The organism is Aliihoeflea sp. 2WW (assembly GCF_000497755.1).
Taxonomy (GTDB): Bacteria; Pseudomonadota; Alphaproteobacteria; order Rhizobiales; family Rhizobiaceae; genus Aliihoeflea.
In genome coordinates, this window is the sequence record NZ_AYOD01000011.1 from 40,955 (window position 1) to 67,562 (window position 26,608).

The window sequence follows — 26,608 nt, forward strand, 5'->3', positions numbered from 1 at the left end:
ACTAATGATATAACAATATACCATTATAGCAAGCAACTAAATTTGCCGAAACGGAGCCCGACCATGCCGATCATTCGCGGAACGCTGATCCGGGGCTATGCGGCCGACGTCCGCAGGCGCCTTGCCGAGCGGCTGACGGATGCCGTCGCGGCGACGCTCCAAGCACCGCTGGACGCAATCACCGTGGTGTTCGAGGAAGTCGATGCGGACAGCTATATGCGCGGGCGCGCGCCACGATCGCCCGGCGCCGCCTTGCGTCCGGCGAGCGAGATCGTGCTCGACTTTCTGCGCCTGATGGAAGCGCGCGACCTCGACGGGGCGCGCAGGCATTTGAGCCCGGACTTCGAGATGGTGTTTCCCGGCCCGACTAACGGTACGCGGATGACCCGACTGGAGGACCTGGTCGCCTTTTCCGCGCCGCGCTACCGCTTTGTGCGCAAGACGGTCGACAGCGTGAACGAAAGCCATGCTGGCACCACGACCACGGTCTTCGTTTCTGGCACGCTTCACGGCGAACAGCCGGACGGGACGCCGTTCGCGAACGTCCGGTTCATTGACCGGTTCGAGGTGGAAGACGGAAAGATCCGGCGGCAGGAGGTCTGGAACGACCTAGCGACGGCGCTTCGACCGGCCTCTGACTAGCGCTGGCCCAGAGCGGCTAATCGGCTGGCGCAGCGACGCAATTGCCCGCAAATCGGTGGGCCGGCGCCAATGATGGCGAGAATGAGGCTTGCACTCCCACGTACGAGCGGAAACATTGCGGCCCTGGGAACATCCGGGAGCGTCTCAGCCAATGAGGAGAGAACCATGAGCCTTTCATTCAACGGGCTGGCGAAAGCCGCAGCCATCCTTTCGATCGCGGGCGGCCTTGCCACGCTTCCGGCCACTGCGCAGGACATCCAGTTCTTCCGCATCGCGACCGGCGGCACGGCCGGCACTTATTTTCCGATCGGCGGCCTGTTGTCCAACGCCATCTCCAACCCGCCAGGCTCCCGCGCCTGCGAGGAAGGCGGAAGCTGCGGCGCGCCCGGCGTGATCGCGACTGCGCTCGCCTCCAACGGCTCGGTCGCCAACATCAACGGCATTGCCAGCGGCCAGATCGAATCCGGCTTCTCGCAGTCCGACGTCGCCTACTGGGCGCACACGGGCACCGGCGTCTTCGAGGGCAAGGGCGCACTCGAAAACGTGCGCGCCATCGCCAATCTTTATCCCGAAAGCATCCATCTGGTCGCACGCGCGGATGCCGGCATCGCCTCGGTCGCCGATCTTGCCGGCAAGAAGGTTTCGCTCGACGAGCCGGGTTCGGGAACGCTCGTCGATGCCCGCATCATCCTCGAGGCCTACGGCCTTTCCGAAGACGATGTCGAGGCCGAGTTCCTCAAGCCGAACCAGGCTGCGGACCTCATGCGCGACAACAACATGGACGCCTTCTTCTTCGTCGGCGGCTTCCCGGCCGGTGCGATCACCGAACTGGCAACCAGTCAGGACATCGTCCTCGTTCCGATCGAGGGACCTGAAGCAGACGCGCTGCTCGAGGAATACGGCTTCTTCGCCGAGCATACCATCCCCGGCGGCACCTATGAGGGCGTGCCGGACGACGTCCAGAGCATCAGCGTCGGCGCCCAGTGGGTGACCAGCGCGGAGCAGCCCGACGATCTCATCTACGAGATCACCAAGGCGCTTTGGAACGACAATTCGCGCGCCCTGCTCGACAATGGGCACGCCAAGGGCGCGTCGATCGTGAAGGAAACCGCGCTCGAAGGCGTCGGCATCCCGCTCCACGCCGGCGCCGAGCGCTTCTACAAGGAAGCCGGCCTGCTTCAGGAATAGCCGGCGCGCCATCGTTGCCGACGACCGCAATGCCCTGCCATTCGCCGAGCTTCGGCGAATGGCATCTTCTTTTCCATGAACCGACGAAACGACGCCGATGACCCAGTCCGCAAGCCAGACCGACCAGCCCGACCTTGCGGAACTGGAGGAGAAGTTCGACCCGGAGGTGCGGTTCCGCCCGCTGGGCCCGGCAGTCGGCTGGCTGGTGGCCGGCCTCCTCTTCACCCTTTCGGTTTTCCACTACTACACGGCCGGCTTTGGCCTCTTGCGCGAGGTCACGCATCGCGGCGTCCACATGGCGTTCGTGATCGGGCTGATCTTTCTCGTCTTCGCAGCGACCCCGACCGGCCAGAAGTCGCTCTACCGATCGTCATTGCTGCGACCAGGAGGCATTCCGCTCATCGACTGGGCATTCGCGCTCGCCGGTGCGGTATCCGTCATGTACGTGCCCTGGATTTTCAACGATCTTGCCTTTCGCGTCGGCAATCCCCTGCCGATCGACGTCGTAATGGGCACCATCCTGATTGTCGTCCTGCTCGAGGCGACACGCCGCTCGATGGGCTGGCCGCTGCCCGTCATCGCCTGCCTTTTCATGGCCTATGCGCTGTTCGGGCGCAGCGCGCCCGGCATTCTGGTCCATCCGGGCACGAGCTGGTCCGGGCTGGTGAACCACCTCTATCTGACCAGCCAGGGCATCTTCGGCCTGCCGGTCGGCGTCGTCGCCACCTATGTCTTCCATTTCGTGCTGTTCGGCGTGCTCGCGACGCGGATGGGCCTCGGTAAGCTGTTCATCGATCTCGCATCAGCCGTCGCCGGGCGCTTTTCAGGCGGGCCGGCCAAGGTTTCCGTCCTGTCGTCCGCACTTCTCGGTTCGATCTCTGGCTCCTCGATCGCCAATACGGTGACGACGGGATCGCTGACGATCCCGGCGATGATCCGCGTCGGCTATCCGCGCCACTTCGCTGCCGCCGTCGAGGCCGCGGCCAGCACCGGCGGCCAGATCACGCCGCCCGTCATGGGCGCCGCGGCGTTCCTGATGGTCGAGTTCCTCGGCATTCCCTATACCGACATTCTCATCGCCGCCCTCGTGCCCGCCTTCATGCACTTCTTCGGTGTGTTGATGCAGGTCCATTTCGAGGCCAAGCGGCTCGGCCTGCGCGGCCTGACTGCCGACGAACTGCCCCGCGTGTGGCAGGTGCTGCGGCACGATTGGCCGACGGTGATCCCGCTCTTCGTCCTGATCGGCGTTCTGATGAACGGCTATACGCCCTATCTCGCCGCCTTCTGGGGCATCACAGCGTGCATGGTCATCGGCATCGCGAACCCGAAGAACCGCATCACCATTCGCGACATCTTCGACAGCTTCGTCCTCGGCGCGAAATTCGCGCTCGCGGTCGGCGCCGCGGCCGCGACGGTCGGCATGGTGATCGGCGTCGTCACGTTGACGGGCGTCAGCTTCAAGGTGTCCTTCATCGTCACCTCGACGGCGGCGACCTGGGCCAGCGCCCTCCAGCCCTTCATCCCGTTCGAACTGCTCCAGCCGCAGACACTGACGCTCATCATCACGCTCGTTCTGACGGGCGTCGTGTGCGTTCTCATGGGCTGCGGCATCCCGACGACAGCCAACTACCTGATCATGGTGACCGTCGCCGCGCCGATCCTGGGCATGCTCGGCGTCGAGCCGCTCGTGGCGCATTTCTTCGTCTTCTACTACGGCGTCCTTGCCGACATCACGCCTCCCGTCGCGCTTGCCGCCTACGCCGCCGCGGGCATCGCCAACGCCAACCCGTTCCGGGCCGGCAACACGGCCTTCAGGCTCAGCATCGGCAAGGTGCTCATTCCGTTCGTCTTCGTCTTCTCGCCGTCCCTGCTGATCGTCGTCGAAGGCTTTTCGCTCGACGCATTCCTTTTGGCCTTCACGGGCGCAGCACTGGGCATCACCGCCCTGTCGGCGGCGTTTTCGGGCTATCTGATCCAGCCGCTGCGCGCCTTCGAGAGGCCGCTGCTCGCGGTCGCGGCGATCCTGATGGTCGCGCCCGAACTGACGACGACGCTGATCGGAGCGGCCGTTCTCTTCGCCATCGCGCTGATGCAGATCGTCCAGATGCGCATGGCGAAAGCCAGCGCGGGAGCGCGCTGAACGAGGCCGTTCAGCCTTCGCGGACGGCCTCGACGAAACGACGGACGCCATCGCGCCAATGCGGCAGTTCATGCTCGAACGTCGCGTTGAAGCGACGGTTATCGAGACGCGAATTTGCCGGCCGCTTCGCGGGGGTCGGATATTGCGCGGTGGCGATCGGCTCGACCGCGGCACAGGCTCCGCCCGCTTCCCGCGACCGCGCGAACACCTCCTCGGCAAAGCCTGCCCAACTCGTGCAGCCGCCATTCGTCATGTGGAAGACGCCGTGCCAGTCGGCTTGCAAGGGCCGCTCGGCGACAGCACCGCAGACTGCGAGAATGCCGGCCGCGATGTCGGGCGCGTAGCTCGGCGCCCCCCACTGGTCGGCGACGACGCGCACCACATCCCGATCCCCGGCCAGACGCAGCATTGTCCGGGCGAAATTGTTGCCCCAGGGGGCATAGACCCAGGACGTGCGCAGGATCACATGCCGGTCGTTGGCGCGTGCGACCGCGGCCTCTCCGGCCAGCTTCGAGCCGCCGTAGACGCCGACCGGACCGGTCGCGTCCGTCTCGACATAGGGCGCGCTCCCTTCGCCGGAAAAGACATAATCCGTCGAGAGATGGATGATCGCCAGTCCCGCCTCAGCCGCCTCCTTCGCAACGTTGCCCGCTCCATCGCGGTTCACCGCGAAGGCGATATCCGGCTCGCTCTCGGCCTTGTCGACCGCAGTATAGGCGGCAGGGTTGATGACGATGTCGGGGCGATGGCGCGCGATCGCGGCGCGGACCGAGGCGGCATCGGTGACGTCGAGTTCGGGCCGGCCGGCGCAGACGATTTCGACTTCGCCCGACGCAGCCCGGGCAAGCGCCTTCGCGATCTGCCCATCCTTGCCCGTCACGAGAAGCCGCAGCGCCATGTCAGGCGACCCTGCCGAGCCTTTCCCCGGCATAGGAGCGCTCCCGGATCGGCTGCCACCATGACCTGTTGTCCAGATACCAGTCGATGGTCCTCGCGATGCCGGTCTCGAACGATTCCTGCGCCCGCCATCCGAGTTCGCGCTCGATCTTGGAGGGGTCGATGGCATAGCGGCGGTCGTGGCCCGGGCGATCGGCGACGAACCGGATCAGGTCGCGATAGCTCCTCGCACCGCCCCGCGGCCGGCGCTGGTCGAGAAGATCGCAGATCGTCTCGACGACCTGAAGATTGGTGCGCTCCGCACGTCCGCCGACATTGTAGCTTTCGCCCGGCCGGCCTTTCGTCGCCACGAGTTCCAGCGCGCGCGCATGGTCTTCGACATAAAGCCAGTCGCGCACGTTGCTGCCCTGCCCGTAAACGGGAATTTCGCACTCGTGCAGCGCGTTCAAAATGACGAGCGGTATGAGCTTTTCGGGAAAGTGGCAGGGGCCGTAATTGTTGGAGCAGTTCGAAAGGACGACCGGAAGACCATAGGTCGCATGCCAGGCGCGGACCAGATGATCGGACGCGGCCTTGGAGGCCGAATAGGGCGATGACGGATCGTAGGGCGTGTCTTCCGTGAAGACGCCGCTGTCGAACGGCAGGTCGCCGAAAACCTCGTCGGTGGAGACGTGATGGAAGCGGAACGCATCGCGCCGCTCGCCGGGCAGTTCGCGCCAAAAAGCCAAGGCCGCATTCAACACCTTGAACGTGCCGACGATGTTGGTCTGGATGAAGTCACCCGGCCCGTCGATCGAGCGGTCGACATGGCTTTCGGCAGCCAGGTGCATGACATGCGTGATCTCTTCGGCCCTCAGGATTTCGAGCACCGCAGCATCGTTGCAAATGTCCGCCTGGTGAAAGCGATAGTGCAGCGACGACGCTGCCGCGCCGAGCGAGGCGAGATTGCCGGCATAGGTCAGCTTGTCCAGATTGACGATCCTGACACCCTGCCGTCCGGCCAGGTGGCGGATGACGGCAGAGCCGATGAAGCCCGCACCGCCCGTGACGAGAATGTTCATGCCGTCCCCTCCTGCTCGCGTTCGCGAAGACCGGGCGTCGCTGCCCGGCCGAAAAGCTCGGCAGCCTTGAACGAAGGCGCGGCCTCGTCCTTGGCGGAAAGCTGGAGATCGGCCGCATCGACCGGCCACGCGATCCCGATCTGCGGATCGTCGAAACGAATGCTCCGGTCGCAGGCCGGGACATAGAGGTCCGTGACCTTGTAGACGACCTCCGTGTCCGGCTCGAGCGTGACGAAGCCGTGAGCGAAGCCGCGCGGGATGAGGATCTGGTTCCATCTGGCGGCCGAAACCTCGAGGCCCACCCAGCGGCCGAAGGTCGGCGATGCTGCGCGGATATCGACCGCCACGTCGAAGATGGCGCCCCTGACGACGCGCACCAGCTTGTCCTGCGCATGGGGCGGCAACTGATAGTGCAGCCCGCGCAAAACACCCCTGGCGGCAGAATAGGAATGATTGTCCTGGACGAAGACGAGATCGATCCCCGCTTCCTGCAGGTGCCGCGAATTGTAGGTTTCAGAAAAGAAGCCGCGCGCATCGCCGAACTTGCGCGGCACGATCTCCAGCACTTCGGGAATGGCGAGCGGGCGCACCTCAAGCACGGACGATATCCTTCAGTCGCCGCAGATAGGCCGCGTATTCGGTCTTGCCGAGCGCATCGGCCCGCTTCATGAGTTGCTCGTCGGTCAGGTAGCCGAGCCCGAAGCCGATCTCCTCGGGACACATCACCTTGATGCCCTGTCGCTTCTCGATCGTCCGCACGAAGGCGGTGGCTTCGTGCAGGCTGTCATGCGTTCCGGTGTCGAGCCACGCATAGCCGCGGCCGAGCCGCGCGACGTTGAGGTCGCCGCGTGCAAGATAGGCGTTGTTGACGTCGGTGATTTCCAGTTCGCCGCGCGCCGATGGCTTGATGCCGGCCGCGATGTCGAGCACGTCGTTGTCGTAGAAATAGAGCCCGGTCACGGCCCAGTTCGACTTCGGGACGGCGGGCTTTTCCTCGATCGTCTCGGCCATCCCGGATTGGGGATCGAACGAGACGACGCCGTAACGCTCCGGATCGTCCACCCAATAGGCGAAGACCGTCGCACCTGACGGCCTCGCCCGCGCGTCGCGGCAAAGCTCCGAAAGCCCCGCGCCGTGGAAGATGTTGTCACCGAGCACGAGGGCGACGGAGTCGGTACCGACGAAATCCCGCCCGATGATGAAGGCCTCGGCAAGGCCGTTGGGGCTTGGCTGTTCCGCATAGGAGATGTCGACGCCGAACATCGATCCGTCGCCCAGCAACATCTCGAACGCCGGCCTGTCCCGCGGCGTGCTGATGATGAGAATTTCACGAATTCCCGCAAGCATCAGAACGCCGATGGGATAGTATATCATCGGCTTGTCGTAGACCGGCAAAAGCTGTTTCGACACGGAAATGGTCAGCGGAAACAGCCGCGTGCCGGTGCCACCCGCGAGGACGATACCCTTCAAGACCCCACCCCGAACCCTAGTATTCATTGATCGAATTACATCAATAATACTTCAGGATTGAGGCCGCAATTATAGATATATATAGACCGAATTACCTATATAAGATCAGATCGAGGCCGGCGGGGGTCAACCGAGCACTTCGCCCACCGCCTCCGCGGTCTTCTGCACGATCTCGTCGGCTTCCGCGCGCGTCAGGCAAAGCGGCGGGGCGAAGCCGAGGATATCGCCCTGCGGCATCGCCCGGGCGATGACCCCGCGCTTGAGGAGAGCGGCCGCGACCGACGGCCCGATCTTTCTCGCCGGATCGAAGAACGAGCGCTTGTCGCGATCCTCGACGAACTCGACCGCGCAAAGCATCCCCTCGCCGCGAACGTCACCGACATGGGCGTGGTCGCCCACCGCCTTGCGCATTTCGGCGTTCAGATACGCCCCCGTCTCGCCGGCATTCTTCACCAGCCCGAGGCTGTCGATCAGCTTCAAGTTGGCAACACCCGCCGCCGCCCCGATCGGATGCGCCGAATAGGTCCAGCCATGACCGATCGGTCCGTTCTCATCCGTCCCGCGCGCCAGCACTTCCCAGACCTTCTGCGAGATGATCGAGCCCGAAAGCGGCGCATAGGCCGAGGTCAATCCCTTGGCGATCGTGATCATGTCGGCCTCGATGCCGTAATGGTCCGAGCCGAACATGGTGCCGAGGCGACCGAAACCGGTCACGACCTCGTCGGCGATCAGCAGGATGTCGTGCTTGCGCAGCACCGCCTGGATCGCCTCCCAGTAGCCCGCCGGCGGCGGCACAATGCCGCCCGTGCCCAGCACCGGCTCGCCGATGAAGGCGGCGATCGTGTCGGCGCCTTCGCGGGCGATCAGCTTTTCCAGTTCGCCTGCGCAATGCGCGACGAAATCGGCCTCGCTCATCGCCGCATCGGGCCGGCGGAAATAGTAGGGCGCCTCGGTGTGAAGGATGCGCTCCAGCGGCAGGTCGAACTTGTCGTGGAAGAGCTTCAGCCCGGTCAGCGAGCCCGTCACGAGCCCCGAGCCGTGATAGCCGCGCCAGCGCGAGATGATCTTCTTCTTTTCAGGCCGGCCAAGAATGTTGTTGTAGTACCAGACGAGCTTGACGTTGGTCTCGTTCGCATCCGAGCCGCCAAGCCCGAAATAGACTTTCGACATGTTCTTGGGCGCCCGCTCCAGCACCATCTGCGCCAGCGTGATCGACGCTTCCGTGCCGTGGCCGACATAGGCGTGATAGTAGGCGAGCTCCTTCGCCTGGGCAGCGATCGCCTCGGCGATCTCAGGCCGCCCATAGCCGACATTGACGCAATAGAGCCCGGCGAAGGCGTCGAGCAGGCGGTTGCCGTCGCGATCCTCGATATGGACGCCCTTGCCCCCGGTCACGATCCGGTTCGGCGTCTCGCCCCGCTCGTGCTGGGCGAGATGGGTCGACGGGTGGAAGAAATGCGCACGGTCCCACTGGTCGAGCATGTCGTTCTTCAGCATCGCTTGGGCTCCTTGAGTTGAGGTCGCTCCGGTTATGGATCAGCGGCGGGGGATAAGAAAACCCTTGTGCCAATGATCCGTCACCGATGGTCGCAACTGCCGCTTTTCATCGCGGCTGCGGTTCGGATAGCGTGCAGCGTCACTTCCTCCTTGCGAGACCTGCGATGCCAGCGATCGACCTGCCCTTCTCCCGCCCCGAATATGACCGCCGCCTCGCCAAGGTGCGAAAGGCGATGGCCGACAAGGAGATCGACGTCCTTTTCGTCGAGGACCCGTCCAACATGTCGTGGATCACCGGCTATGATGGCTGGTCCTTCTACGTCCACCAGGGCGTGATCGTCTTCCATGATCGCGACCCGATCTGGTGGGGCCGTGCGCAGGACGGCAATGGTGCGCTGCGCACCGTCTGGATGTCGCCCGACGATGTGCAGCCCTATGGCGAGCAATATGTGCAGTCGACCGTGCGCCATCCGATGCAGGATCTGGCAGAGATTCTTACGCGGCACGGCTATGCCGGCAAACGCATCGGCCTAGAACTCGAAAATTACTATTTCTCCGCCAAGGCGTATCTGACGCTCGAAAAGGCGCTCCCCAACGCGACCTTCGTCGACGCCACGGCGCTGGTGAACTGGCAGCGCACCGTCAAGTCCGACGAGGAAATCGTCTTCATGCGCCGTGCCGCGCGCATCGCCGAGGTGGTCGTCGACGGCATCGCCGAGCGCATGGAGCCGGGGCTGAAGAAGAACGAGCTCGTCGCCGAAATCTATCGCGATGCGATCCGCGGCGCGGACGGCCACTGGGGAGACTACGCCGCCATCGTGCCGCTTCTCCCCTCGGGCACCGACGCCGCAGCGCCGCATCTTTCCTGGGACGGGCGCGAGTTCAAACGCGGCGAGGCGACGTTCTTCGAGATCGCCGGGTGCTATCGCCGCTACCACACCCCGTTCTGCCGCACCGTCTTCCTCGGCAAGCCGCCGCAATATCTCGTCGACGCGGAAAAGGCGCTCGTCGAAGGGCTGGAGGCCGGCCTCGAGGCCGCGCGGCCCGGCAATCGCGCCTGCGACGTCGCCAACGCCCTTCACGCCTCGCTGCTCAAGGCCGGTATCAAGCGCGACGCGCGCTGCGGCTATCCGATCGGCATCTCCTATCCGCCGGACTGGGGCGAGCGCACCATCTCCTTCCGCAAGGAAGACGAGACCGTACTGGAAGCGGGCATGACGTTCCATTTCATGCCGGGCCTTTGGATGGACGATTGGGGGCTCGAGATCACCGAAAGCATTCTGATCCGCGACGACGGCGCGGCCGAATGCTTCTGCGACCGCCCGCGCAAGCTCATCGTCAAGGAATAGGCCGTTGAGCGACCTTGCCCGGACCCGCGCGATCCTCGCCGATCTCGTCGCCTTCCCGACTGTGTCGGCCGACAGCAATCTGCAACTGATCACCTATGCGAGCGATCTTCTGTCGAGCGCTGGCGCGCGGCTTTCTGTATCGCTCGATCCGTCCGGCACCAAGGCCAACCTCTTCGCCACGATCGGCCCGGAAGGCGATGGCGGCATCGTGCTTTCCGGCCATTCGGACGTCGTCCCGGTCGAGGGCCAGGACTGGTCGAGCGACCCGTTCACCCTCACCGAGCGCGACGGAAAACTCTACGGGCGCGGCACCTGCGACATGAAGGGCTTCATCGCGGCATCGCTCGCGATGGCGCCGCGCTTCGCCGCCGCGAGGCTGGCGCGCCCGCTCCACTTCGCCTTCACCTATGACGAGGAGGTCGGCTGCCTCGGCGGCCAGGCGCTCGTCGCCGAACTCGCCAAGGCCGGCATCAAGCCGTCGGTCGCCATTGTCGGCGAGCCGACCCTGATGGGCGTCATCGAGGGTCACAAGGGCTGCTACGAATACACGACCGAATTCACCGGCATGGACGGCCACGGCTCGCAGCCGGACAAGGGCGTCAACGCCGTCGAATACGCCGTGCGATACGTCATGCGCCTCCTCGAACTCGGCGAGGAACTGAAGACACGCGCACCTGCCGGCAGCCGGTTCTCGCCGCCCTGGACGACTGTGCAGGTCGGCAGGATGGCCGGCGGCAATGCCCGCAACACCATCGCCGGCCAATGCTCGGTCGAATGGGAAATGCGGCCGGTCCACACCGACGATTCCGACCATGTGAAGGCCGAACTCGCCGCCTATATCGACGATGTTCTGCGCCCCGCCATGCGCAACGTCTGCGCCCATGCCGACATCGTTACCCATGTCGTCGGCGAGGTGCAGGGCCTTTTGCCGGTTTCGCAGTCCGAAGCCCGCGACATCGTCTTCGAACTGACCGGCGCGCACGAAGCCGAACTCGTTTCTTTCGGCACCGAAGCCGGCCTCTTCCAGAGCATGGGCATGTCGGCCGTCATCTGCGGCCCCGGATCGATCGCGCAGGCGCACAAGCCGGACGAATTCGTCGAAATCGCCCAACTCGACGCCTGCCTCGGCATGCTGGAAAGACTGCAACAGCAGCTCAGCGCGAAAGACTGACGATCGAGCCCTCGCCTGCCGAGTCTGCGGCAACTCGCTGGTGTCTTTCGTGTTGCCCGGTGGCGGATTTTCACGGTAGGTGTACGCAACGGCGAGGGAACCACACGGTATGATGCGCGGAATTACACTAGCTGCGATCCTGATCGCCTTGTCAGGATGCACGGTACAACCTCTCTACCAGGGCGATGGATCGGTCGTGGCGAGAACGGTCTCGAACGCCGGCGTCGTCGATCTGTCCAGGATTTCGATTTCCCCGGCTAGGGACCGCACGACGCAGGACGTTCGCAATCATCTGATATTCCTTTTCAGCGGCGGCGCGGGCGAGCCGGCGCAGGCGGATTATGACCTGGCGATTTCGGCGCGGACCTCACGAACCTCTGCAGCTGCCATCCAGCGCAGCCGAGAGCAGGAGCCGACCTCGGCCGTATCGACGGTCACGGTGCAGTACAGCCTGCGCAATCGCGATGGTCGCGTCGTTGCCGAAGGGCGCACGTCTTCCCGCGCTGCCTTCGACGTCAGCCGGCAACAATTCGCCGCAAGGAGAGCCCAACAGGACGCACAGGACCGGGCAGCACGAGAGGCTGCCGAAGCCGTTCGTCTTTCCCTGATACGGGACCTCAACAGGACGGGTAGCTGAGCCTTTTGCGTGTATTGCGTTGCAGGTCTCAACCTGCTTCGATTGTGTGAACGCGCGGCGCTATTTTCGTCAAGGTGTGCAATGTCCATTGGGGAGATCGGGGCACGACGCGCCAGTGCAATCGCCGCAGCTCTCCTGCCGCGGTTCGGTGCGGTCGAATTGACCCGCGCAATTCGCACGGACGCATCCAACAGCGCCCATGGGAAGCAAAACCGCCGTTCATTCTGGAAAATTGACGGTCGGACGGGCGATTCCCCGCTGACTTTCCATGTCCGCATCTGCACGTTGAAGCGCTCCGTCGAGACGAGCCGCATTCTATCCGGTCGAGGCCTTCCAGTTCCAGAATTGCTGGCATCAATCCAGCTCGGCGACGAGCAGATCGATGTGTGGAGCCATGAAGACGGGGACACTTATTCCAGTTTCAACACCATGCCGTCCGAAGCTGTAGTCAGCACCGTAAGGTCGATCGCACGCGTTACGGCAGCACTGCATGCCGCACCGGAGACGATGAAGCTGCCATCGCGCGCCTGGTGGGTTGCCCCTTGCCACCGACGTGTCAGTTGGAAGCTGACGCATCAGCAGCGTCGAGAGTTCGGCCGGCACCTGCAGGTCTTGAAGTCGATCGAGGACCTCGCCTGCTTCGAACTGACCGAGGCTGACAGCGTCCTGACCCACAACGACCTGAAAGGCCCCAATGTCCTGATCAACGGAGACAAGGCGACCATTGTCGACTGGGAAAACGTATCCATGGGCCCTCACGGCGCCAGTCTGCGACGCTTTTCGAGCGGAAAAGGCAAATTCGAGCGCCTTGCGGCGGAAACATATGTGGAGGAGATGGGGCGGCAGGGCGTTTCGGTCTGCCCGAAGCGGCTGTTGCGGGTCATGCGATTTCAAGAAATCTTCTGGCTCCTGAACGGCAACACCATTCACAAAGAGCGCATTCCGATGGGGCTGAAATTGCTGGTCTCAGCATTGGCGCGCCCCGTCGCCTATTGTGCGTTCTGCTTTTTCGGGATGGACATTTTCCTGCTCGAGTACGAGGCCATCGCGGCCCATCGCAATCGGTAATCCTGTGTCAAGTTGATCGGCTTCGAATAAGCTGGTCTATGCAGTCCGGTCGCCCTGCCCCTTGCCAATAAGGGTCTGCGCCAGGATGCCCAGATCGCCCGCCATCGTCATCGTTTCGACGTAGCGCGCGTCGAGCTCGACGAGCCGCGCGGGGTCAGACATGTCGATGCCTCTCACCTGCGCAAGGCCGGTGATCCCCGGGCGGACGAGAAACACGCCGCGTCGGCGGCGGGCGACGATCAACTCGTCCTGTGAGGGGAGGCAGGGGCGTGGACCCACCAGGCTCATCTCGCCCTTGAGAACGTTCCAAAGCTGGGGAAGCTCGTCGAGCTTGGTTCGCCGCAGGAAACCGCCGATGCGCGTCACCTGATCGGCCGACGTCAGATGCGTGGCGCGATCGCCCGTATCCGCCCGCATGGTCCTCAGCTTCAGGCAAGTGAACGCACGCTCGTCCCGCCCGACGCGCATCTGCCGGAACAGCCCCGGCCCCGTCGAATCGAGCCTGATCGCCAGGACGAGGACGGTGAGGACCGGCGAAGCGACGAGCAGGAGCGGCAGCGCGATCGCGATATCGAGCAGGCGCTTGCCGCCGGGGGCCGGGTCGCGAGAGGCGGCGGTCATGCCATGTCCTGTGTGAAGCTTCGCATCAAGGTGCTATCACGAGCGGAGCACCCGTTTGTCAACCTCGCCGTTCTTCGCTCCAAGGCCGATCTCATGCCCCTCGTCAGCGTCGTCATGCCCGCCTTCAATGCCGAAGCGACGATCGCGCAATCCATAGAATCCGTCCTGTCGCAGACCGTTCAGGACTTCGAACTGATCGTCGTCGACGACATGTCGAGCGACGGCACGGTCGATGTCGTCGGGCGCCATGCCGAGCGCGACCCGCGTATCCGCCTCCTGTCGACCGGCAGCAACAGCGGTGGCCCGGCCGTGCCGCGCAATCTGGCGCTGGCCGAGGCGAGTTCGCGCTATGTCGCCTTTCTCGACGCCGACGATCTGTGGTCGCCGCGCAAGACCGAGCTCCAGTTGAGCGCAATGGATAAGGCAGGCGCGGCGATCTCGTGTACGGGCTTCGACGTCGTCGATACCGGCGGCGATAAGATCGGCGCCTTCATGCCGCCCGCTTCCGCCGACTATGCGAGCCTCCTCAAAGGCAACAGCATCGGCTGCCTGACGGCCATCTACGACGCGGAAAAGTTGGGCCGTCCGCCCTTTCCGATCTGCGGCCATGAAGACTACGCGCTGTGGCTGGAACTGACGCGCGACGGCACGCGCATCCTCGGATTGCAGCAGAAACTCGCGACCTACCGCGTGGGCGCGCGAAGCGTCTCGTCGGACAAGATGAAGGTGCTGCGCTTCTTTTGGCACATCTACCGCCATCGCGAAGGCTTCGGGGCGCTTCGAAGTGCATATCTGTGCGGACGCTATGCGGTGCTCAATCGCGCCAAATACGCTCGCTACGACGCAAGTTCCTCGTAGAACGCGACGAGCTTTTCGGCCTCGGCATTCCAGTTATAGCGCGCGACCACCGCCCGCCGACCAGCTTCGCCCATGCGCCTCGCGCGTTCTGGATCGGCGTTCAGGGCGTCGATCGCCGCGGCGATGGCGCGCGGATCGTTCGGGTCGACACAGATTCCGCAGCCCTCGCCTTCGATGATGGTCTTCCACAGCGGGAAATCAGAACCGATCACCGCAAGTCCGGCGGCCATGTATTCGAACAGTTTGTTGGGCTGCGCCGCGACATGGTTCGCGACGGGAAGGAACGTGACGAGACCGGCCACGCACCGCGCCATATGATCCCGCATCGCCGCGCGATCGAGCCTGCCGAACGCCTCGACCCGGCTCCAACCGGGGCTTGCCTCGCACATCGCCTGCCCGCGCTTTTCCGTGAACGGGCCGACGAGCAGCAGCTTCACCTGCGTCCTGCAAAGCGCCATGGCGTCGACGAGCTTCGGAACGCCGCGAATTTCCGTCACCGCACCCGTATAGCAGACGAATCCCGCAGAAATCTGCCGGCCGCCTTCAGGGACGATTTCCTCTTCGATCGGGTAGTTGTTGATGACGCGCGACGCGATACCGCGCGCGCTATAGGCATCGGCGATGGCGTCGTAGGCCGAAACGACGCCGTCGAACCGGGAAAGCGCCCGCTTCTCGAACCAGCCGAACGCTGCCGACACCGGCCGCGCGGAGCCGAATTTCAGATAGGGCTTGGTCAGGATGTCAGTGATGTAGTCTTCGTGGGAATCGAAGACGATCTTCGCGCCGTCGCGCTTCAGCCGCAGCCCGGCCGGGATCAGTTCCGGGTCGTGCAGATGATAGATGTCGGCGCCGGTCGAACGCGCCGCCTCTTCCACGCGGCGCGTCGTCTGCGTCATGCGCTGCGGACGCGATGCAGCCCGCCGGCCGGCATCGACGATGCGGACGCTGTCGCGCGTCTCCGGCCCACGGCCGTCCGCAACGACCAGCGTCACCTCATGACCGGCCCTTGCCAGCGAGCGGCACTGCTTGAGAAAGATGCGGATGTCGTAACGCTCGTGAACGGATGTGAGATGGCATATCTTCATGACGTCTGTCCGTTCTGCCGAGCCGCCCTCCCGCCTGTCTTCCAACCGCCGCTAGAGCGCGGTCGCCTTGAAGAGCGTCTGGCCGGGGCGGACCATGGTGCCGAGCTTCTTGAACTCGTTATGCGCCACCAGCAAGAGCAGGACGTCGGCCGTCTCGACAGCCGTCGCGAGATCGACCTTCTCGCGGCCCGCAAGGCCCTTCGGCAGTTCTTCCACGTTCGGCTCGACGAAGAGCAGCCGGCTTTCCAGCGTGCGCGCCAGTTCTTCGGCGATCTCGACGGCGGGGCTTTCGCGCAGATCGTCGATGTTCGGCTTGAAGGTCAGGCCGAGGCAGGCGATCGTCACGTCCCGCGCCGTGCGGTCGGGATTGTCGAGAAGGAACGCGCCGACCGCTTCCTTGACCTTCGAAATCACCCAGTGCGGCTTGGCGTCATTTACCTCGCGCGCCACGCGCACGAGACGCGCCTCGTTTGGCGTCCGCGCGACGATGAACCACGGATCGACCGCGATGCAGTGACCGCCGACGCCCGGGCCCGGCTGCAGGATGTTGACGCGCGGATGCCGGTTCGCAAGGCTGATCAGTTCCCAGACATCGATGTCCAGCTTGTCGCAGATCAGCGAGAGTTCGTTGGCGAACGCGATGTTCACGTCGCGAAAGCTGTTCTCCGTCAGCTTGCACATTTCGGCCGTCCGGGCATCGGTGACGATGCACTCGCCCTCGACGAAGATCTTGTAGAGATCGACCGCCGCCTGCGAACATTTCGGTGTCATACCGCCGATGACGCGGTCGTTCTGGACGAGTTCGCGCAGAACGTGGCCGGGCAGGACGCGCTCGGGACAATGGGCGATGCGGATGTCGGACGCCTCGCCATGTGTCTGCGGGAAGGTCAGGTCGGGCCGGGCCTCGGCCAGCCACGCCGCCATCTCCTCCGTCGCACCGACCGGCGAGGTGGATTCCAGAATGACGATGTCGCCCGCCTTCAGAACCGGCGCGATCGCCTTCGAAGCCGCCTCGATATAGGCGAGGTCCGGCTGGTTGCCGTCCTTGAACGGCGTCGGCACCGCGATCAGGAACGCATCTGCCGGCTCCGGCGTCGTGGTCGCGCGCAGCCATCCTTCCGTCACCACCGCGTGGACCACCACGTCGAGATCGGGCTCGACGATGTGGATCTTGCCCTGGTTGATCGCCTCGACGGCGCGCGTGGAGACGTCGACGCCGATCACCTTGGTCTTTCGCGAGGCGAAGACGGCGGCGGTGGGAAGGCCGATATAGCCGAGGCCGATGACGGAAATTGTCTTGTAGGTCATGAAATCAACGTTTCTCAAATCTGTTGGCCAGCGCGTCGAGGATGCGCTCGCAGGCCTTGCCGTCGCCATAAGGATTATGTGCCATGCTCATCCGGTCGTAGGCGTCGCGATCGCGCAGCAATTCGCCGATCTCGCCGACGATCCGGTCGACATCCGTACCCACCAGCCGAACCGTCCCCGCATCGACCGCCTCGGGCCGCTCCGTCGTCTCGCGCATGACGAGGACGGGCTTGCCGAGCGAAGGCGCCTCTTCCTGGATTCCCCCCGAATCCGTCAGGATCAGATGCGCCCTGTTCATCAGCCAGACGAAGGGCAGATAGTTGACCGGCTCGATGAGATGGACGCGATCGACGCCGGCCAGCAGCCGGTTGACCGGCTCGCGGACATTCGGATTGAGATGGACCGGGTAGAGGATTTCCACGTCGTCGAAATCCTGCACGATCTTCAACAACGCCTGGCAGATGCGCTCGAACCCGCCGCCGAAGCTCTCGCGACGATGGCCGGTGACGAGGATCAGCTTGCGGTCGTCGCTGAGGAAATCGAATTCCCCGGCGAACTCGCCCTGCAGCGCAGCGTCGGTCTGCGTCTTGTCGACGACATGCAGCAGCGCATCGACCACCGTGTTGCCGGTGACGTGGATGCTGGCCTCGTCGATGCCCTCGCGCAGAAGGTTGGCGCGCGAGCCGTCCGTCGGGGCGAAATGCAGCGCGGCGAGCGCGCCCGTCAGCTTGCGGTTGGCCTCCTCGGGCCAGGGCGAATAGAGATTGCCGGTGCGCAGGCCCGCTTCGACATGGCCGACCGGGATCTTGTGATAATAGGCGGCCAGCGTGGTCGCCAGCGTCGTGGTCGTGTCGCCGTGCACCAGCACGATGTCCGGCTTGAAGCTCTCGAAAACCTCGCCGATCGCGGTCAGGATCGAGGCCGTGATGCCCGACAGGTTCTGCCCCGGCTTCATGATGTCGAGGTCGAAATCGGGGACGAGATCGAAAAGTTCGAGCACCTGGTCGAGCATCTGGCGGTGCTGGGCGGTGACGCAGATGGCCGATTCGAACCTGGCGTCGCGCGCCAGCGCCTGGATCAGCGGTGCCATCTTGATGGCCTCGGGTCGCGTGCCGGTAACGGTCAGCACTTTGAGTGCACTCACGGACAAACTCCTGGGTCGGTTCTGGAAAAGCCCCACACGAGGTCCTTGTGGACGTCAAGCATGATGGAAGGCCGGCAGGCGGCATTGAATGGCGGGTCGGGTGTTACGCGATCTGGCCCCCCCTGACAATCCCCGCGCCGGCACGATGCCGAACCGGATGGGGCGCATTCGGCGAACTTATCCCCACTCCTTCCCGCTGCAGTAGGATCGGGCACAAAAGGAGAACCCGATGACCGCCACCCCCCATCTCGACCTGCCCTTCATCCTCCCGTCCCAGGCGCAGAAGCACGTCACACACAATGAAGCGCTGCGCATCCTCGACGCCGTGGTGCAATTGAGCGTCGCCAGCCGCACCGAAGCTGCGCCCGCAGGCGATATCTCCGAAGGCGTTCGCTACATCGTGCCTGCAGGCGCGAGCGCACCTTGGGCCGGCCAGGACGGGCGCGTCGCCCTTGCACAGGACGGCGGCTGGACGTTTCTGACGCCCCGCGAAGGCTGGCTCGCCTGGGTCCGCGACGATGGCGAACTCGTCGTCCATGACGGCGCTGCGTGGAGCAAGGTCACCTCGGGCGGCACCGATGCCGACATGCTCGGCCTCAATGCCACGGCCAGCGAAGCCAACCGTCTCGCGGTCAGCTCGCCCGCCAGCCTGTTCAGCCACGAAGGCGACAGCCATCGGCTCACCGTCAACAAGGCCACCGCTGCCGATACGGCGAGCCTCCTGTTCCAGACCGGCTTTTCCGGGCGGGCGGAAATGGGCACGGCCGGCACGGACAATTTTCATATCAAGCTGTCGCAGGACGGCACGACATGGAAGGAAGCGGTCGTCATCGACGCCGCCGACGGCGCGCCCACCCTGCCGCACGGCCTGCGAATCGGTGACGGCTCGCTTCTTTCGACCTTTCAATCGGGTGATTTCACACCGACGCTCACCTTCGCCTCGCCCGGCGACCTTTCCGTCAGCTATGCGACGCAAGCCGGGGCTTACTGGCGCATCGGCGATCTCGTCATTGCCTTGGTGCATGTCGCCGCCACCCCGGTTTACGGAACCGCCTCCGGCCAGCTTCGCATCGCCGGCCTGCCCGTCCCCGTCGGCGACCCGATGGTCGCCAACACGTTCCAGCACGGCAGCGGCACGACCTATCCACCCAACGCGCAGACGCTGGTCACGCGGCCGGAAGCGAGCACGACCTTCTTCACCTGCCTTGGCCTTGGACCCGGCGTCGCGAGCGCCCTCACGGTCGCCAACGTGCCGTCCGGACAAGGTTTCGTCGCGCGCGGATTGCTGGTCTACCGCGCCGCGAGTTGAGCGAACCTGCCGGCGGGCTGGTCAGGCGGCGGCACTCCTCATATATGGGGGTGCCTGCCGCGGATCGGACCTCCATGCCCCGCTGCAGAGGCTTGGCACGGAGTACGGCGCGGAATGATGCAGGTTCGAACGGAAGCCGAAGAGCGGGCGTTGGTCGACAGCCTGCACCCCGACATCCCCGGACCGTCAATCTCGGCAGGCCATCAGGACCGCGAACAGAAATGCTTGCGCGCGTTGCACAATTGCGTCTTCGAAATCCTCGACTGGGGCCTGGAAGACCAGCCCGATATCGATGAAGCGCTCGACAAGGTCTGGTCTGCGGCCTGCAAGGCCGGCTGGGGAGAAGCCGAAGTCGGCGTCGCCATCGACGAACTGGGATTGATCCACAGGTCGGGCGGTGCAAGCGAGTTCAGATCCAACGACGAGGATATACTCGATGAGACCACGGCCGTGGAGGACTTGGAAAATGAACCCCAAGAAAACCAAAGACCTTCAAAACGCGTTTCAACAATGGGGACGATAACCGGAATCGCGGCCCGAAACTATCTTGCTGAACGACGGAATGCTCCTTTGTGGCTTGCCGAACAAGACGTCGTGGCAATCTATTTTTCTCACATAGCGGACGGCGGTTCCGTTCTTGATATACCATTCCGCACAGGCCGTTTCGTTGATATTTACAATTCAAAGGGAATGCAAGTATCGGGGCTTGAGTTCTCATCGGATATGCTGCAAGCGGCGCGAGATGCACTCGGCACTACAGTATACGACTCAATCGATGTCCAGATAGGGCGAGCGGACGCATTGCCATATGCTGACGATACCTTTGACGTCGTCGTGTGCTTACGCTTCCTTGAATCTAGCCTACCGTCTCGTCTTGTTCCCGTCTGCCTGAAGGAGTTTCGAAGGGTCTCGAAATCAAACGCATTGGTGTGCTTGAACCATGGAATGGGCGACGTTTCGGGAGCTGATCCGGAGCTTCCGCTGAAAAACCGGCTGTCTAAAGACGGCATCGAGCAGCTCATTCGAGCTTGCGGCTGGCATATAGTCGACAGTCACGTGTTCAGCGAGACCCTGACTGAACAGAAACGTGTTTGGTTCCTTGAGTCAGACAAAGGGTAAGTCTACGTGGCATTCAAAATGTACGTCGATGGCGACGGCATACCTTACAGCGACTATGCCAATTACCGAGGCATCGAGTTGGGGCTTCAGCGATCAATCCTCGCCGTGGCCGAGCGTGGCCTTTGGTACTGGAATGAATTCCTTCGCGGTCGCTTTCAAAGGCCGCTGCTGCTCAGCTACGACTGGAAGCGCTGGCCGGAAAACCGAGGCGGCAATCCGAAAAATGCTGATGACGCGCAAGCCATGCTCATCAAGTGCGCCGACTGGGTGCAGTGACAGATCATCAGAGGTCCCGAATTCTCTTGGTGGGAATACCCATATCCATTCTCGTATTCGACGCCCGCCGGATGGAAATCCGGCCATGCACAAGCCGTCGGGTGCCAGATACTGAGCATCGCAGCCTCGTTGACGGGTAAGGATAGTTACCGAGCTCATATCCCGAGCCTATTGAGGGCATTTGCGGTCGAGATCGACAAGGGCGGGTTATGTGTTCGTACGCGACACGGAAATTTGTGGTTCGAGAAGATCGCCCATCCCAGAAACGATCAGCCACGCGTGCTGAATGGGCATCTCTTTGCGGTGCTAGGGCTATTGGACGTTGCGAAGCGCGAGCGGCTCCTCGACGCGCGGGAACTTGGAATGAGCGGCGTTGCTGCAGCCAGGGACGAAATCGCACGCTACGATCTTGGGCACTGGTCTGCCTACAGCATCGATGGCAAAAGAGCCTCGGCCCACTATCACGGAATCCACATTGAACAGCTTCGCCGGCTCCGCTGGCATGGAGGGCGTCCACTTCGACGCCATTATCTTCAATTTGTTCGACAACGCGACGTGATTAACCTCTAGATTCTTTGGAACGTCGTTTCGGAGGTTTAGGTTGGAGGTTACACGGCCTGGGAATTTCACTATGTTAAGCGCGAGCCGTCGCGCAGGATATTTCATTCTGAATGATTGGCGGTGCGTGGGTAAAGTGGATAGAACTGCAATATGGATAAACGTCTTTTTCGCTTCGGTTTTCTCGCCCATGACCATGACCACGCACCGTCCCCAGATTGGAGCCAGCCGTCTGTGCATTGGTCTGTGCTTGAGTTTGAAGGACTAACTGTCCACCTTCACCCCGAGACTGAATCGCGCATCGCGGCCGACGTTCTGTTTATCGGGGATGTCCACGCTATCCGAGGAACTGTCGAACAAGCAGCAATTGACCGAAACTGGGATGACCTTTCTGGTCGGTTCGCAGCGATATGGAACGATGGCGCACTGCGCATCCTCCACGACGCCTTCGGCGCGCGCACCATTTTTTGGCGGCGGCAGGGCGGTGCTGTGGCATCACATAGCGAAATACTGGCGCTAGCATATGGACATATCCGCTGCCCGGATATGCGCGAGTTCGTCGTGCTCCCGGAGTACAAGGCTCGCAACACCAAGTACCTTCCCGGCCTCCGTACGATTTATAGCGACGTGTTAGCACTCCCGCCAAATCATCACTACAATTTCAGCACGGGTAACATCAGGCGTTTTTGGCCTACAGTCGAATGTCAGCCTTCGACATTTGATCAGTTCGTAGACGAGATGAAAATCACCGTCGCTGCTTTAGCACGGAGCGTCCCGAATCCGGTCATCGGGATAACAGGTGGCATCGACACGCGAGTCTTAGCGGTTGAGTATGCTCGAAGCAGTGTGCCCTTCAAGGCGATTACGTGGTCCGAACCATGGATAAAGCCGAATGAACGTCCGATCATTCAGCGAACGATCGACATTCTGGGTCTTGACCATAGCTACCTAGCCATGACCGGGAGCATCGAAAGCCCAACGGCACGGCTGGCGGGAAGAAATTCTGGAGGCTTTCGGGGGAGGTCAAAGCTGACGGACGACATGATGACCAATCTCAACGAGGGCACATTCATTCGGGGCTACGGCGGTGAAATTATCCGGGGCTTCTATAACCTTACTTCACACAATAAGCTGTACAGCGCGACACCGTCGGAAATGCTTAAGGCCTATGGGAGTTCCATGAAGCCGGTCGAGGTTGGTGAGCGCTATATGTCGATAGGACTGGATGCGTTTTCTGAACTCTGTGAAATGTCTGACTATAGCGATCTCAAGGGATATGGACTCAGTGATGTATTCTACTGGGAACACCGAATGGGGATTTGGGGCGCAGCAATGCACAACGAGATGGATGCGGCCGTTAAGTCAATCACCGGAATGAATAGCAGGCGCCTATACGAGGTCGGACTAGGACTGCCTGAGGACGAGAGGCTGTCTAAGGATTTACTCCATCGCCTTACCGCACGAAGCATACCTGCGATGGCCAAAGTGCCGTACCTATAATTAATTGCCCCTTACCCAAGTTTACTGCAACTCTTCAATAATATATTTGATTTTATCAGCGGCAATCTTGGCAGTAGAATCCCATGTACGTTCTGCCTCCACCCAGCGGCGTCCTTCCCTTCCAAGCTGCATGCGCAGTTCGGGTTCAGCTATCAACAGAGCCAGTGTGTCGGTCAGGCTGGCAACATTATCTTTTTCAAATATAAGTCCCGTCTTGCCGTCCTGCACCATCTCCTGCAAGGCTCCGACGCTCGATGCGACGACAGCCTTTTCCATGGCATAGGCCTCAAGTGGCTTCATCGGCGAGACCATTTCCGTCACCGGCTGCGCCTTGCGCGGGAAAGGTGCTATATCGATCAGCGAGTAATAGCTCTCGACCTGGTCATGCGGTACGCGGCCGGGCATTATCAGCCAATCATCCAGCCCGCGTTCTTGGGCAATACGCTGAACCTCGGTCGTGATCGGACCGGCATCACCGGCTGCGACGTTTTCATTTCCAACAAGAAGCAGCCGGAACGAAAGCCCGCGATCGCGCAGGTTTGCCGCCGCTTCCACGAGGAGCTCAAGCCCCTCATATTGAACGAAGGTGCCGATATAGCCGATGACGGTGACCTCGCTTGGAATGCCCAGCCTTGCCGCTAGCGCCTCGTCGCGCGGGCGCGGGAGAAAACGTTCGGGCTGGCATGAATTTGGCAGAAGCGTAATGTGATCCGCCGCAACGCCACGGCGCACCATCTCCTGCTTCATGGGGCCAGTGAGCGTGAAAACATGGTCGGCACGCTTGGCGGTTTCAGCCTCAAGCAATTCTTGAATCTTGTATGAAGGGGTATGGATGAACTCCGGCTCGCGCGATATGCGCGTAATTTCCCAAAACCCCCGAATTTCATATGCAAACGGAATTCCCAGCCGTCGCGCAGCAAGGAGCGCCGGCAACGCCGTTTGATAGTTGGATGCTGCCAGCACGAATGCAGGCCGAATCTTTTCGAATTCCGCAGCCATCGCATCGGCGGCGGCTTCCATATAGCCAACGGCAGAACTCCCCTGCCGCGACGGGGTCAGCAGTCTACGGTAGGGGATGCCTTCGATCTCGTCCTGCAACGGGATCGAATCCGGCGTCAACTCAGGCTTGGCATCCAACGGGAATCCGGGACGCGTGAGTGCTACCACGTCAAAACCAGCACTTTTAAGACCGAGTGCAACCCCCTGCGCGCGCGTTGCGTATCCTCCTGATGCGAAAGGCAGACTGTTGTGCAGAACGTAACAAATTCGATTGGAAACCGGCGTCAGCTTCTTTTCAGAGCGCGTTTGAACTTTCTCTACGACGGAGAGTTGAAACGCGGCGCTTCTGCTGAGTTTAGCAAGACGCTCGCGCTGCACTTTTGTCGGCTTTTCCCCATACAAGGCGCGCAAGTCACGTATGACAGCCCAAGCGCCTTCCAAATCGACCTCTCGCTGTAGAGACCAATAGAGCGCGCGCAACGATGCATCCGTCTTATCAAGCTTCACGGCATGGCGAAGAAGCACAATGCCATCCAGATATTCACCTTTGCCGTCAAGTTCCTTGGCCGCGGACATCAATGAGGATCGAAGGGCGCCTTCATCTGTGGGATGAAGAGTCGCAATCCATTGGATAAGTCCGTTCGGGCCCGACTTTCGGTACACGCGCCAAAATTCCGACTCGTCGTCGTTGTCCTCGGCCAGCTTGAGCGAGCCTTGGCCCGTTTTTCTGAGCTTGCTGTCCTTGTAGATATTGAGCAAAACTTTCGGCAGGCCAGCGATTTCCTTTGGAGATCGTGCGCTAGCCACCAGCGCACTACCAATCCTGAGCGTCGTCGAGTTCTCAAGGTCGTGCAAACGCATTTCAAGTCGCGACACCCTTCGAGACCAATCCGCCTTCTGCGTGTGAAGGACGTCGTTCTGCGTCTTGACCGCCTGAAGGCTTTCCAGCGATTTTTCCAAGTTAGAGATTTGTCTCATTCGAAGGATGAGATCCGCTCTCAGCGCGTCACGCTCTTCTTTGGCTTTCTTGAGCTTGCCCAGGTCTGCTTCAAGCGCCTGAATTCGCTGCTCCCGTTCCTCAATCCGCAGCTCCAGTTCGTCACGTTCTGCGGTTATCTGCTTCAGTACCATAATCTGCTCTTCTAATAACTGGATACGGCGTCCGCCATGTTTCCATTTCTCAATAGCAGCATCATGGTCGATTTGAATACCTTCAAGCCCGATAATCGCATTTTCAAGTATCTCAATACGCTTTTGACTGTCTCGATTTTTTTGGCGACTAGCGTCCCGTTCAAAAGTCAGTTTCGCAATCATTTGATCACTAGCCTCGATTGCGGCCTGCATTTGCTCGGATTTGCTGTCGTGGTTTGTTAGCTGACGTCGCCGGCGATATGCATCGGCGCTGAATCGGTGCGCCTGCTCATGATAAAAACTACCTGCCGTCGCTGCCAAGGCGGCAATGTCCCGTGCATCTAAAGCACTGCGCCCGACCTGCACCCATTCGCCCTTCAGCCAATCCATCGTCGCAGCGCGCAATGCTTCAAGCCGGGCGGCGGTCTGGGAGAAGTCCAGCGGTCCCGTCGCCGCATCGAATGCCGCCTGTACGGTCTGGCCTACCTCCATCGTCGACAGGTCGAGACAGTCGCTGGGGCGGCCGACGAGGTCCATCAGGCCGGGGATTTTGTGACCGTGGCTTGCGAAATAGAGCCCGTAGCCCGGTTTGCCGCAGACCATGCCCAGGATGAGCGCATGAAATCGGGAGGCGACGACGTGGTCGGCGGCGCTCAGGGCCTCCAGATAGTCGTCGATCGTCGCGACCGGGCGCTTGAGAAAACGGGCCGCCTGCGGCGAGCCGGAAAGCTCGCGCTCCACCGCTTCTGCGATCGCGCGGTCGGCATCTGTCTGGACGAACATGGTGACGCGGTGTTCCGTCTCGTCCAGCACCTTGCGGCTAAAGTCGAGGCTGAAACGGTACGCGGTCTCCTGCTCGGCCATTTCCGGATCGTCGGCCTTGATGTTGAGGCGCGCGTCTTCGGCAATGCGCATGCCCCAATGGCCCGAGCGCATGACGAGGGCGATGTTGCGCGGACCCTCTTCCGGTGCCCGCGCAGGCGGCGGGACGATGAAGAAAGCCGGATCGAGCAGCGCCTGCGGCTCGAAGCCCGGAGCGAGCTCGCGCAGGACATCGATCGAACGCGTTTCTCGCGCTGCGATGCGCGGCCCACCCGCGATGAGCGCCTCCATCAGGGCGCGGGCGGACTTCGTCTCGTAAGGACCGAAGGTCGAAGGCATGACGAGGCATCCCTTGCCGGCCTGTCGGGCCGCGAACGCCGGCAGCGTGCGCCAGAAGAGATTGCGCGGATTCTCGTTGCCCTCGTAGCTGAACAGATGCTCGCCGGCGGCCAGAACGACCAGGTCGGCGTCGGCGACCCCGCAATGGGCCAGCCAACGCTCCGGATCGAGCGCCATGTCGACACCGCTGACGTCGCTGTCGGAGACTTCGACCAGCCGCACCGCGCCTTCGGGGCCGAACGACGCCTTCGACGTCTCCATGTAGCGCGAGTTCTTCACGTTCAGGAGGACGGCCGTTATCTGCGCCTGCGGATAGGCCGCCTGCAGAAGATTCACCTCGCCGCGATTGATCGCGATGTCGCCGACATTGCTGGCAACGTGCCCATAGAAAATGGCTATCGACTTGATGTTCATCTGGT

The 26,608-nt window shown here is 62.3% G+C and carries 22 protein-coding genes; 12 read left to right on the top strand and 10 right to left on the bottom strand.

What is annotated here, in order from left to right; all coding sequences use genetic code 11:
- Positions 1–63 precede the first annotated feature (63 nt).
- The 3 genes from ALII_RS0106965 (at position 64) to ALII_RS0106975 (ending at position 3,970) form a co-directional block, all read left to right on the top strand.
- The gene (locus ALII_RS0106965; protein WP_024586602.1) at positions 64–642 is read left to right on the top strand and encodes a nuclear transport factor 2 family protein; all 579 of its coding nucleotides are present in this window, start codon (positions 64–66) and stop codon (positions 640–642) included.
- Between the two features lie 165 nt (positions 643–807).
- Positions 808–1,830, top strand: coding sequence for a TAXI family TRAP transporter solute-binding subunit (locus ALII_RS0106970; protein WP_024586603.1), 1,023 nt, complete (start codon positions 808–810; stop codon positions 1,828–1,830).
- Between the two features lie 97 nt (positions 1,831–1,927).
- On the top strand, positions 1,928–3,970 hold the full coding sequence (locus ALII_RS0106975) for a TRAP transporter permease (RefSeq protein WP_024586604.1): 2,043 nt from the start codon (positions 1,928–1,930) through the stop codon (positions 3,968–3,970).
- A gap of 10 nt (positions 3,971–3,980) precedes the next feature.
- On the opposite strand, the gene rfbD is transcribed toward ALII_RS0106975, so the two are convergent.
- From rfbD to ALII_RS0107000, 5 genes are all read right to left on the bottom strand, one after another.
- Positions 3,981–4,868, bottom strand: a complete 888-nt coding sequence (gene rfbD / locus ALII_RS0106980) for a dTDP-4-dehydrorhamnose reductase (protein ID WP_244437360.1) — start codon at positions 4,866–4,868, stop codon at positions 3,981–3,983.
- Between the two features lies 1 nt (position 4,869).
- Positions 4,870–5,928 carry a dTDP-glucose 4,6-dehydratase gene (rfbB, locus tag ALII_RS0106985; RefSeq protein WP_024586606.1) on the bottom strand — a complete coding sequence of 353 codons (1,059 nt, stop codon included), beginning with the start codon at positions 5,926–5,928 and terminating at the stop codon, positions 4,870–4,872.
- Positions 5,925–6,527 carry a dTDP-4-dehydrorhamnose 3,5-epimerase gene (gene rfbC / locus ALII_RS0106990; protein ID WP_024586607.1) on the bottom strand — a complete coding sequence of 201 codons (603 nt, stop codon included), beginning with the start codon at positions 6,525–6,527 and terminating at the stop codon, positions 5,925–5,927. Before rfbC ends, rfbB begins: the two co-directional genes overlap by 4 nt.
- Positions 6,520–7,398, bottom strand: coding sequence for a glucose-1-phosphate thymidylyltransferase RfbA (gene rfbA / locus ALII_RS0106995; protein ID WP_024586608.1), 879 nt, complete (start codon positions 7,396–7,398; stop codon positions 6,520–6,522). Before rfbA ends, rfbC begins: the two co-directional genes overlap by 8 nt.
- Before the next feature lie 126 nt (positions 7,399–7,524).
- Complete coding sequence (locus ALII_RS0107000; protein ID WP_024586609.1) at positions 7,525–8,895, bottom strand: aspartate aminotransferase family protein; 1,371 nt, start codon at positions 8,893–8,895, stop codon at positions 7,525–7,527.
- 164 nt (positions 8,896–9,059) lie between these two features.
- Between ALII_RS0107000 and doeA the strand changes: the two genes are divergently transcribed.
- From doeA to ALII_RS0107020, 4 genes are all read left to right on the top strand, one after another.
- A complete protein-coding gene (gene doeA, locus ALII_RS0107005; protein WP_024586610.1) occupies positions 9,060–10,244 on the top strand; it encodes an ectoine hydrolase DoeA in 1,185 nt (394 codons plus the stop codon).
- Between the two features lie 4 nt (positions 10,245–10,248).
- Complete coding sequence (gene argE / locus ALII_RS0107010; protein WP_024586611.1) at positions 10,249–11,415, top strand: acetylornithine deacetylase; 1,167 nt, start codon at positions 10,249–10,251, stop codon at positions 11,413–11,415.
- Positions 11,416–11,524: 109 nt separating this feature from the next.
- Positions 11,525–12,052: an LPS assembly lipoprotein LptE gene (lptE, locus tag ALII_RS0107015; protein WP_024586612.1), complete on the top strand. Its 528-nt coding sequence runs from the start codon at positions 11,525–11,527 to the stop codon at positions 12,050–12,052.
- A gap of 81 nt (positions 12,053–12,133) precedes the next feature.
- Positions 12,134–13,120 (top strand): aminoglycoside phosphotransferase family protein, encoded by a 987-nt coding sequence (locus ALII_RS0107020; protein ID WP_024586613.1) that lies wholly within the window; start codon positions 12,134–12,136, stop codon positions 13,118–13,120.
- A 36-nt stretch (positions 13,121–13,156) separates the two neighbouring features.
- Here ALII_RS0107020 and ALII_RS0107025 read toward each other — a convergent pair whose 3' ends face one another.
- The gene (locus ALII_RS0107025; RefSeq protein ID WP_024586614.1) at positions 13,157–13,741 is read right to left on the bottom strand and encodes a sugar transferase; all 585 of its coding nucleotides are present in this window, start codon (positions 13,739–13,741) and stop codon (positions 13,157–13,159) included.
- Between the two features lie 93 nt (positions 13,742–13,834).
- Between ALII_RS0107025 and ALII_RS0107030 the strand changes: the two genes are divergently transcribed.
- Entirely contained in the window at positions 13,835–14,599 is a 765-nt protein-coding gene (locus ALII_RS0107030) for a glycosyltransferase family 2 protein (RefSeq protein WP_024586615.1), read from the top strand.
- On the opposite strand, the gene ALII_RS0107035 is transcribed toward ALII_RS0107030, so the two are convergent.
- From ALII_RS0107035 to wecB, 3 genes are read right to left on the bottom strand one after another with little or no spacing between them, the layout of a single operon-like run.
- Positions 14,578–15,684 carry a glycosyltransferase family 4 protein gene (locus ALII_RS0107035; RefSeq protein WP_024586616.1) on the bottom strand — a complete coding sequence of 369 codons (1,107 nt, stop codon included), beginning with the start codon at positions 15,682–15,684 and terminating at the stop codon, positions 14,578–14,580. The two genes, ALII_RS0107030 and ALII_RS0107035, sit on opposite strands and share 22 nt — an antisense overlap.
- Positions 15,685–15,735: 51 nt before the next feature.
- Positions 15,736–16,992 (bottom strand): UDP-N-acetyl-D-mannosamine dehydrogenase, encoded by a 1,257-nt coding sequence (wecC, locus tag ALII_RS0107040; protein WP_024586617.1) that lies wholly within the window; start codon positions 16,990–16,992, stop codon positions 15,736–15,738.
- A 4-nt stretch (positions 16,993–16,996) separates the two neighbouring features.
- On the bottom strand, positions 16,997–18,136 hold the full coding sequence (wecB, locus tag ALII_RS0107045; RefSeq protein ID WP_024586618.1) for a UDP-N-acetylglucosamine 2-epimerase (non-hydrolyzing): 1,140 nt from the start codon (positions 18,134–18,136) through the stop codon (positions 16,997–16,999).
- 229 nt (positions 18,137–18,365) lie between these two features.
- Between wecB and ALII_RS21575 the strand changes: the two genes are divergently transcribed.
- The 4 genes from ALII_RS21575 to ALII_RS0107070 all read left to right on the top strand — a co-directional run bounded on the left by ALII_RS21575 (position 18,366) and on the right by ALII_RS0107070 (position 22,898).
- Positions 18,366–19,445, top strand: coding sequence for a DUF2793 domain-containing protein (locus tag ALII_RS21575; RefSeq protein WP_024586619.1), 1,080 nt, complete (start codon positions 18,366–18,368; stop codon positions 19,443–19,445).
- Between the two features lie 114 nt (positions 19,446–19,559).
- Complete coding sequence (locus ALII_RS0107055; protein ID WP_024586620.1) at positions 19,560–20,564, top strand: methyltransferase domain-containing protein; 1,005 nt, start codon at positions 19,560–19,562, stop codon at positions 20,562–20,564.
- Positions 20,565–20,582: 18 nt separating this feature from the next.
- A complete protein-coding gene (locus ALII_RS0107060) occupies positions 20,583–20,840 on the top strand; it encodes a hypothetical protein (protein ID WP_024586621.1) in 258 nt (85 codons plus the stop codon).
- A 711-nt stretch (positions 20,841–21,551) separates the two neighbouring features.
- On the top strand, positions 21,552–22,898 hold the full coding sequence (locus ALII_RS0107070; protein ID WP_152529558.1) for a hypothetical protein: 1,347 nt from the start codon (positions 21,552–21,554) through the stop codon (positions 22,896–22,898).
- Between the two features lie 21 nt (positions 22,899–22,919).
- Here the strand turns inward: ALII_RS0107070 and ALII_RS21580 are convergent, their stop codons facing one another.
- Positions 22,920–26,603: a glycosyltransferase gene (locus ALII_RS21580; RefSeq protein WP_024586623.1), complete on the bottom strand. Its 3,684-nt coding sequence runs from the start codon at positions 26,601–26,603 to the stop codon at positions 22,920–22,922.
- Positions 26,604–26,608 lie beyond the last annotated feature (5 nt).

Excerpts from the sequence above, each read along its gene's own strand:
- ALII_RS0107030 (WP_024586615.1), top strand. The coding sequence starts at position 13,835 with ATGCCCCTCGTCAGCGTCGTCATGCCCGCCTTCAATGCCGAAGCGACG.
- ALII_RS0106970 (WP_024586603.1), top strand. The coding sequence starts at position 808 with ATGAGCCTTTCATTCAACGGGCTGGCGAAAGCCGCAGCCATCCTTTCG.
- ALII_RS0107020 (WP_024586613.1), top strand. The coding sequence starts at position 12,134 with ATGTCCATTGGGGAGATCGGGGCACGACGCGCCAGTGCAATCGCCGCA.
- ALII_RS21580 (WP_024586623.1), bottom strand. The coding sequence starts at position 26,603 with ATGAACATCAAGTCGATAGCCATTTTCTATGGGCACGTTGCCAGCAAT.
- rfbD (WP_244437360.1), bottom strand. The coding sequence starts at position 4,868 with ATGGCGCTGCGGCTTCTCGTGACGGGCAAGGATGGGCAGATCGCGAAG.
- rfbB (WP_024586606.1), bottom strand. The coding sequence starts at position 5,928 with ATGAACATTCTCGTCACGGGCGGTGCGGGCTTCATCGGCTCTGCCGTC.
- ALII_RS0106965 (WP_024586602.1), top strand. The coding sequence starts at position 64 with ATGCCGATCATTCGCGGAACGCTGATCCGGGGCTATGCGGCCGACGTC.
- ALII_RS0106975 (WP_024586604.1), top strand. The coding sequence starts at position 1,928 with ATGACCCAGTCCGCAAGCCAGACCGACCAGCCCGACCTTGCGGAACTG.
- ALII_RS0107055 (WP_024586620.1), top strand. The coding sequence starts at position 19,560 with ATGATGCAGGTTCGAACGGAAGCCGAAGAGCGGGCGTTGGTCGACAGC.
- lptE (WP_024586612.1), top strand. The coding sequence starts at position 11,525 with ATGATGCGCGGAATTACACTAGCTGCGATCCTGATCGCCTTGTCAGGA.
- doeA (WP_024586610.1), top strand. The coding sequence starts at position 9,060 with ATGCCAGCGATCGACCTGCCCTTCTCCCGCCCCGAATATGACCGCCGC.
- ALII_RS21575 (WP_024586619.1), top strand. The coding sequence starts at position 18,366 with ATGACCGCCACCCCCCATCTCGACCTGCCCTTCATCCTCCCGTCCCAG.
- ALII_RS0107035 (WP_024586616.1), bottom strand. The coding sequence starts at position 15,684 with ATGAAGATATGCCATCTCACATCCGTTCACGAGCGTTACGACATCCGC.
- ALII_RS0107060 (WP_024586621.1), top strand. The coding sequence starts at position 20,583 with ATGTACGTCGATGGCGACGGCATACCTTACAGCGACTATGCCAATTAC.
- wecC (WP_024586617.1), bottom strand. The coding sequence starts at position 16,992 with ATGACCTACAAGACAATTTCCGTCATCGGCCTCGGCTATATCGGCCTT.
- ALII_RS0107070 (WP_152529558.1), top strand. The coding sequence starts at position 21,552 with ATGGATAAACGTCTTTTTCGCTTCGGTTTTCTCGCCCATGACCATGAC.
- ALII_RS0107000 (WP_024586609.1), bottom strand. The coding sequence starts at position 8,895 with ATGCTGAAGAACGACATGCTCGACCAGTGGGACCGTGCGCATTTCTTC.
- ALII_RS0107025 (WP_024586614.1), bottom strand. The coding sequence starts at position 13,741 with ATGACCGCCGCCTCTCGCGACCCGGCCCCCGGCGGCAAGCGCCTGCTC.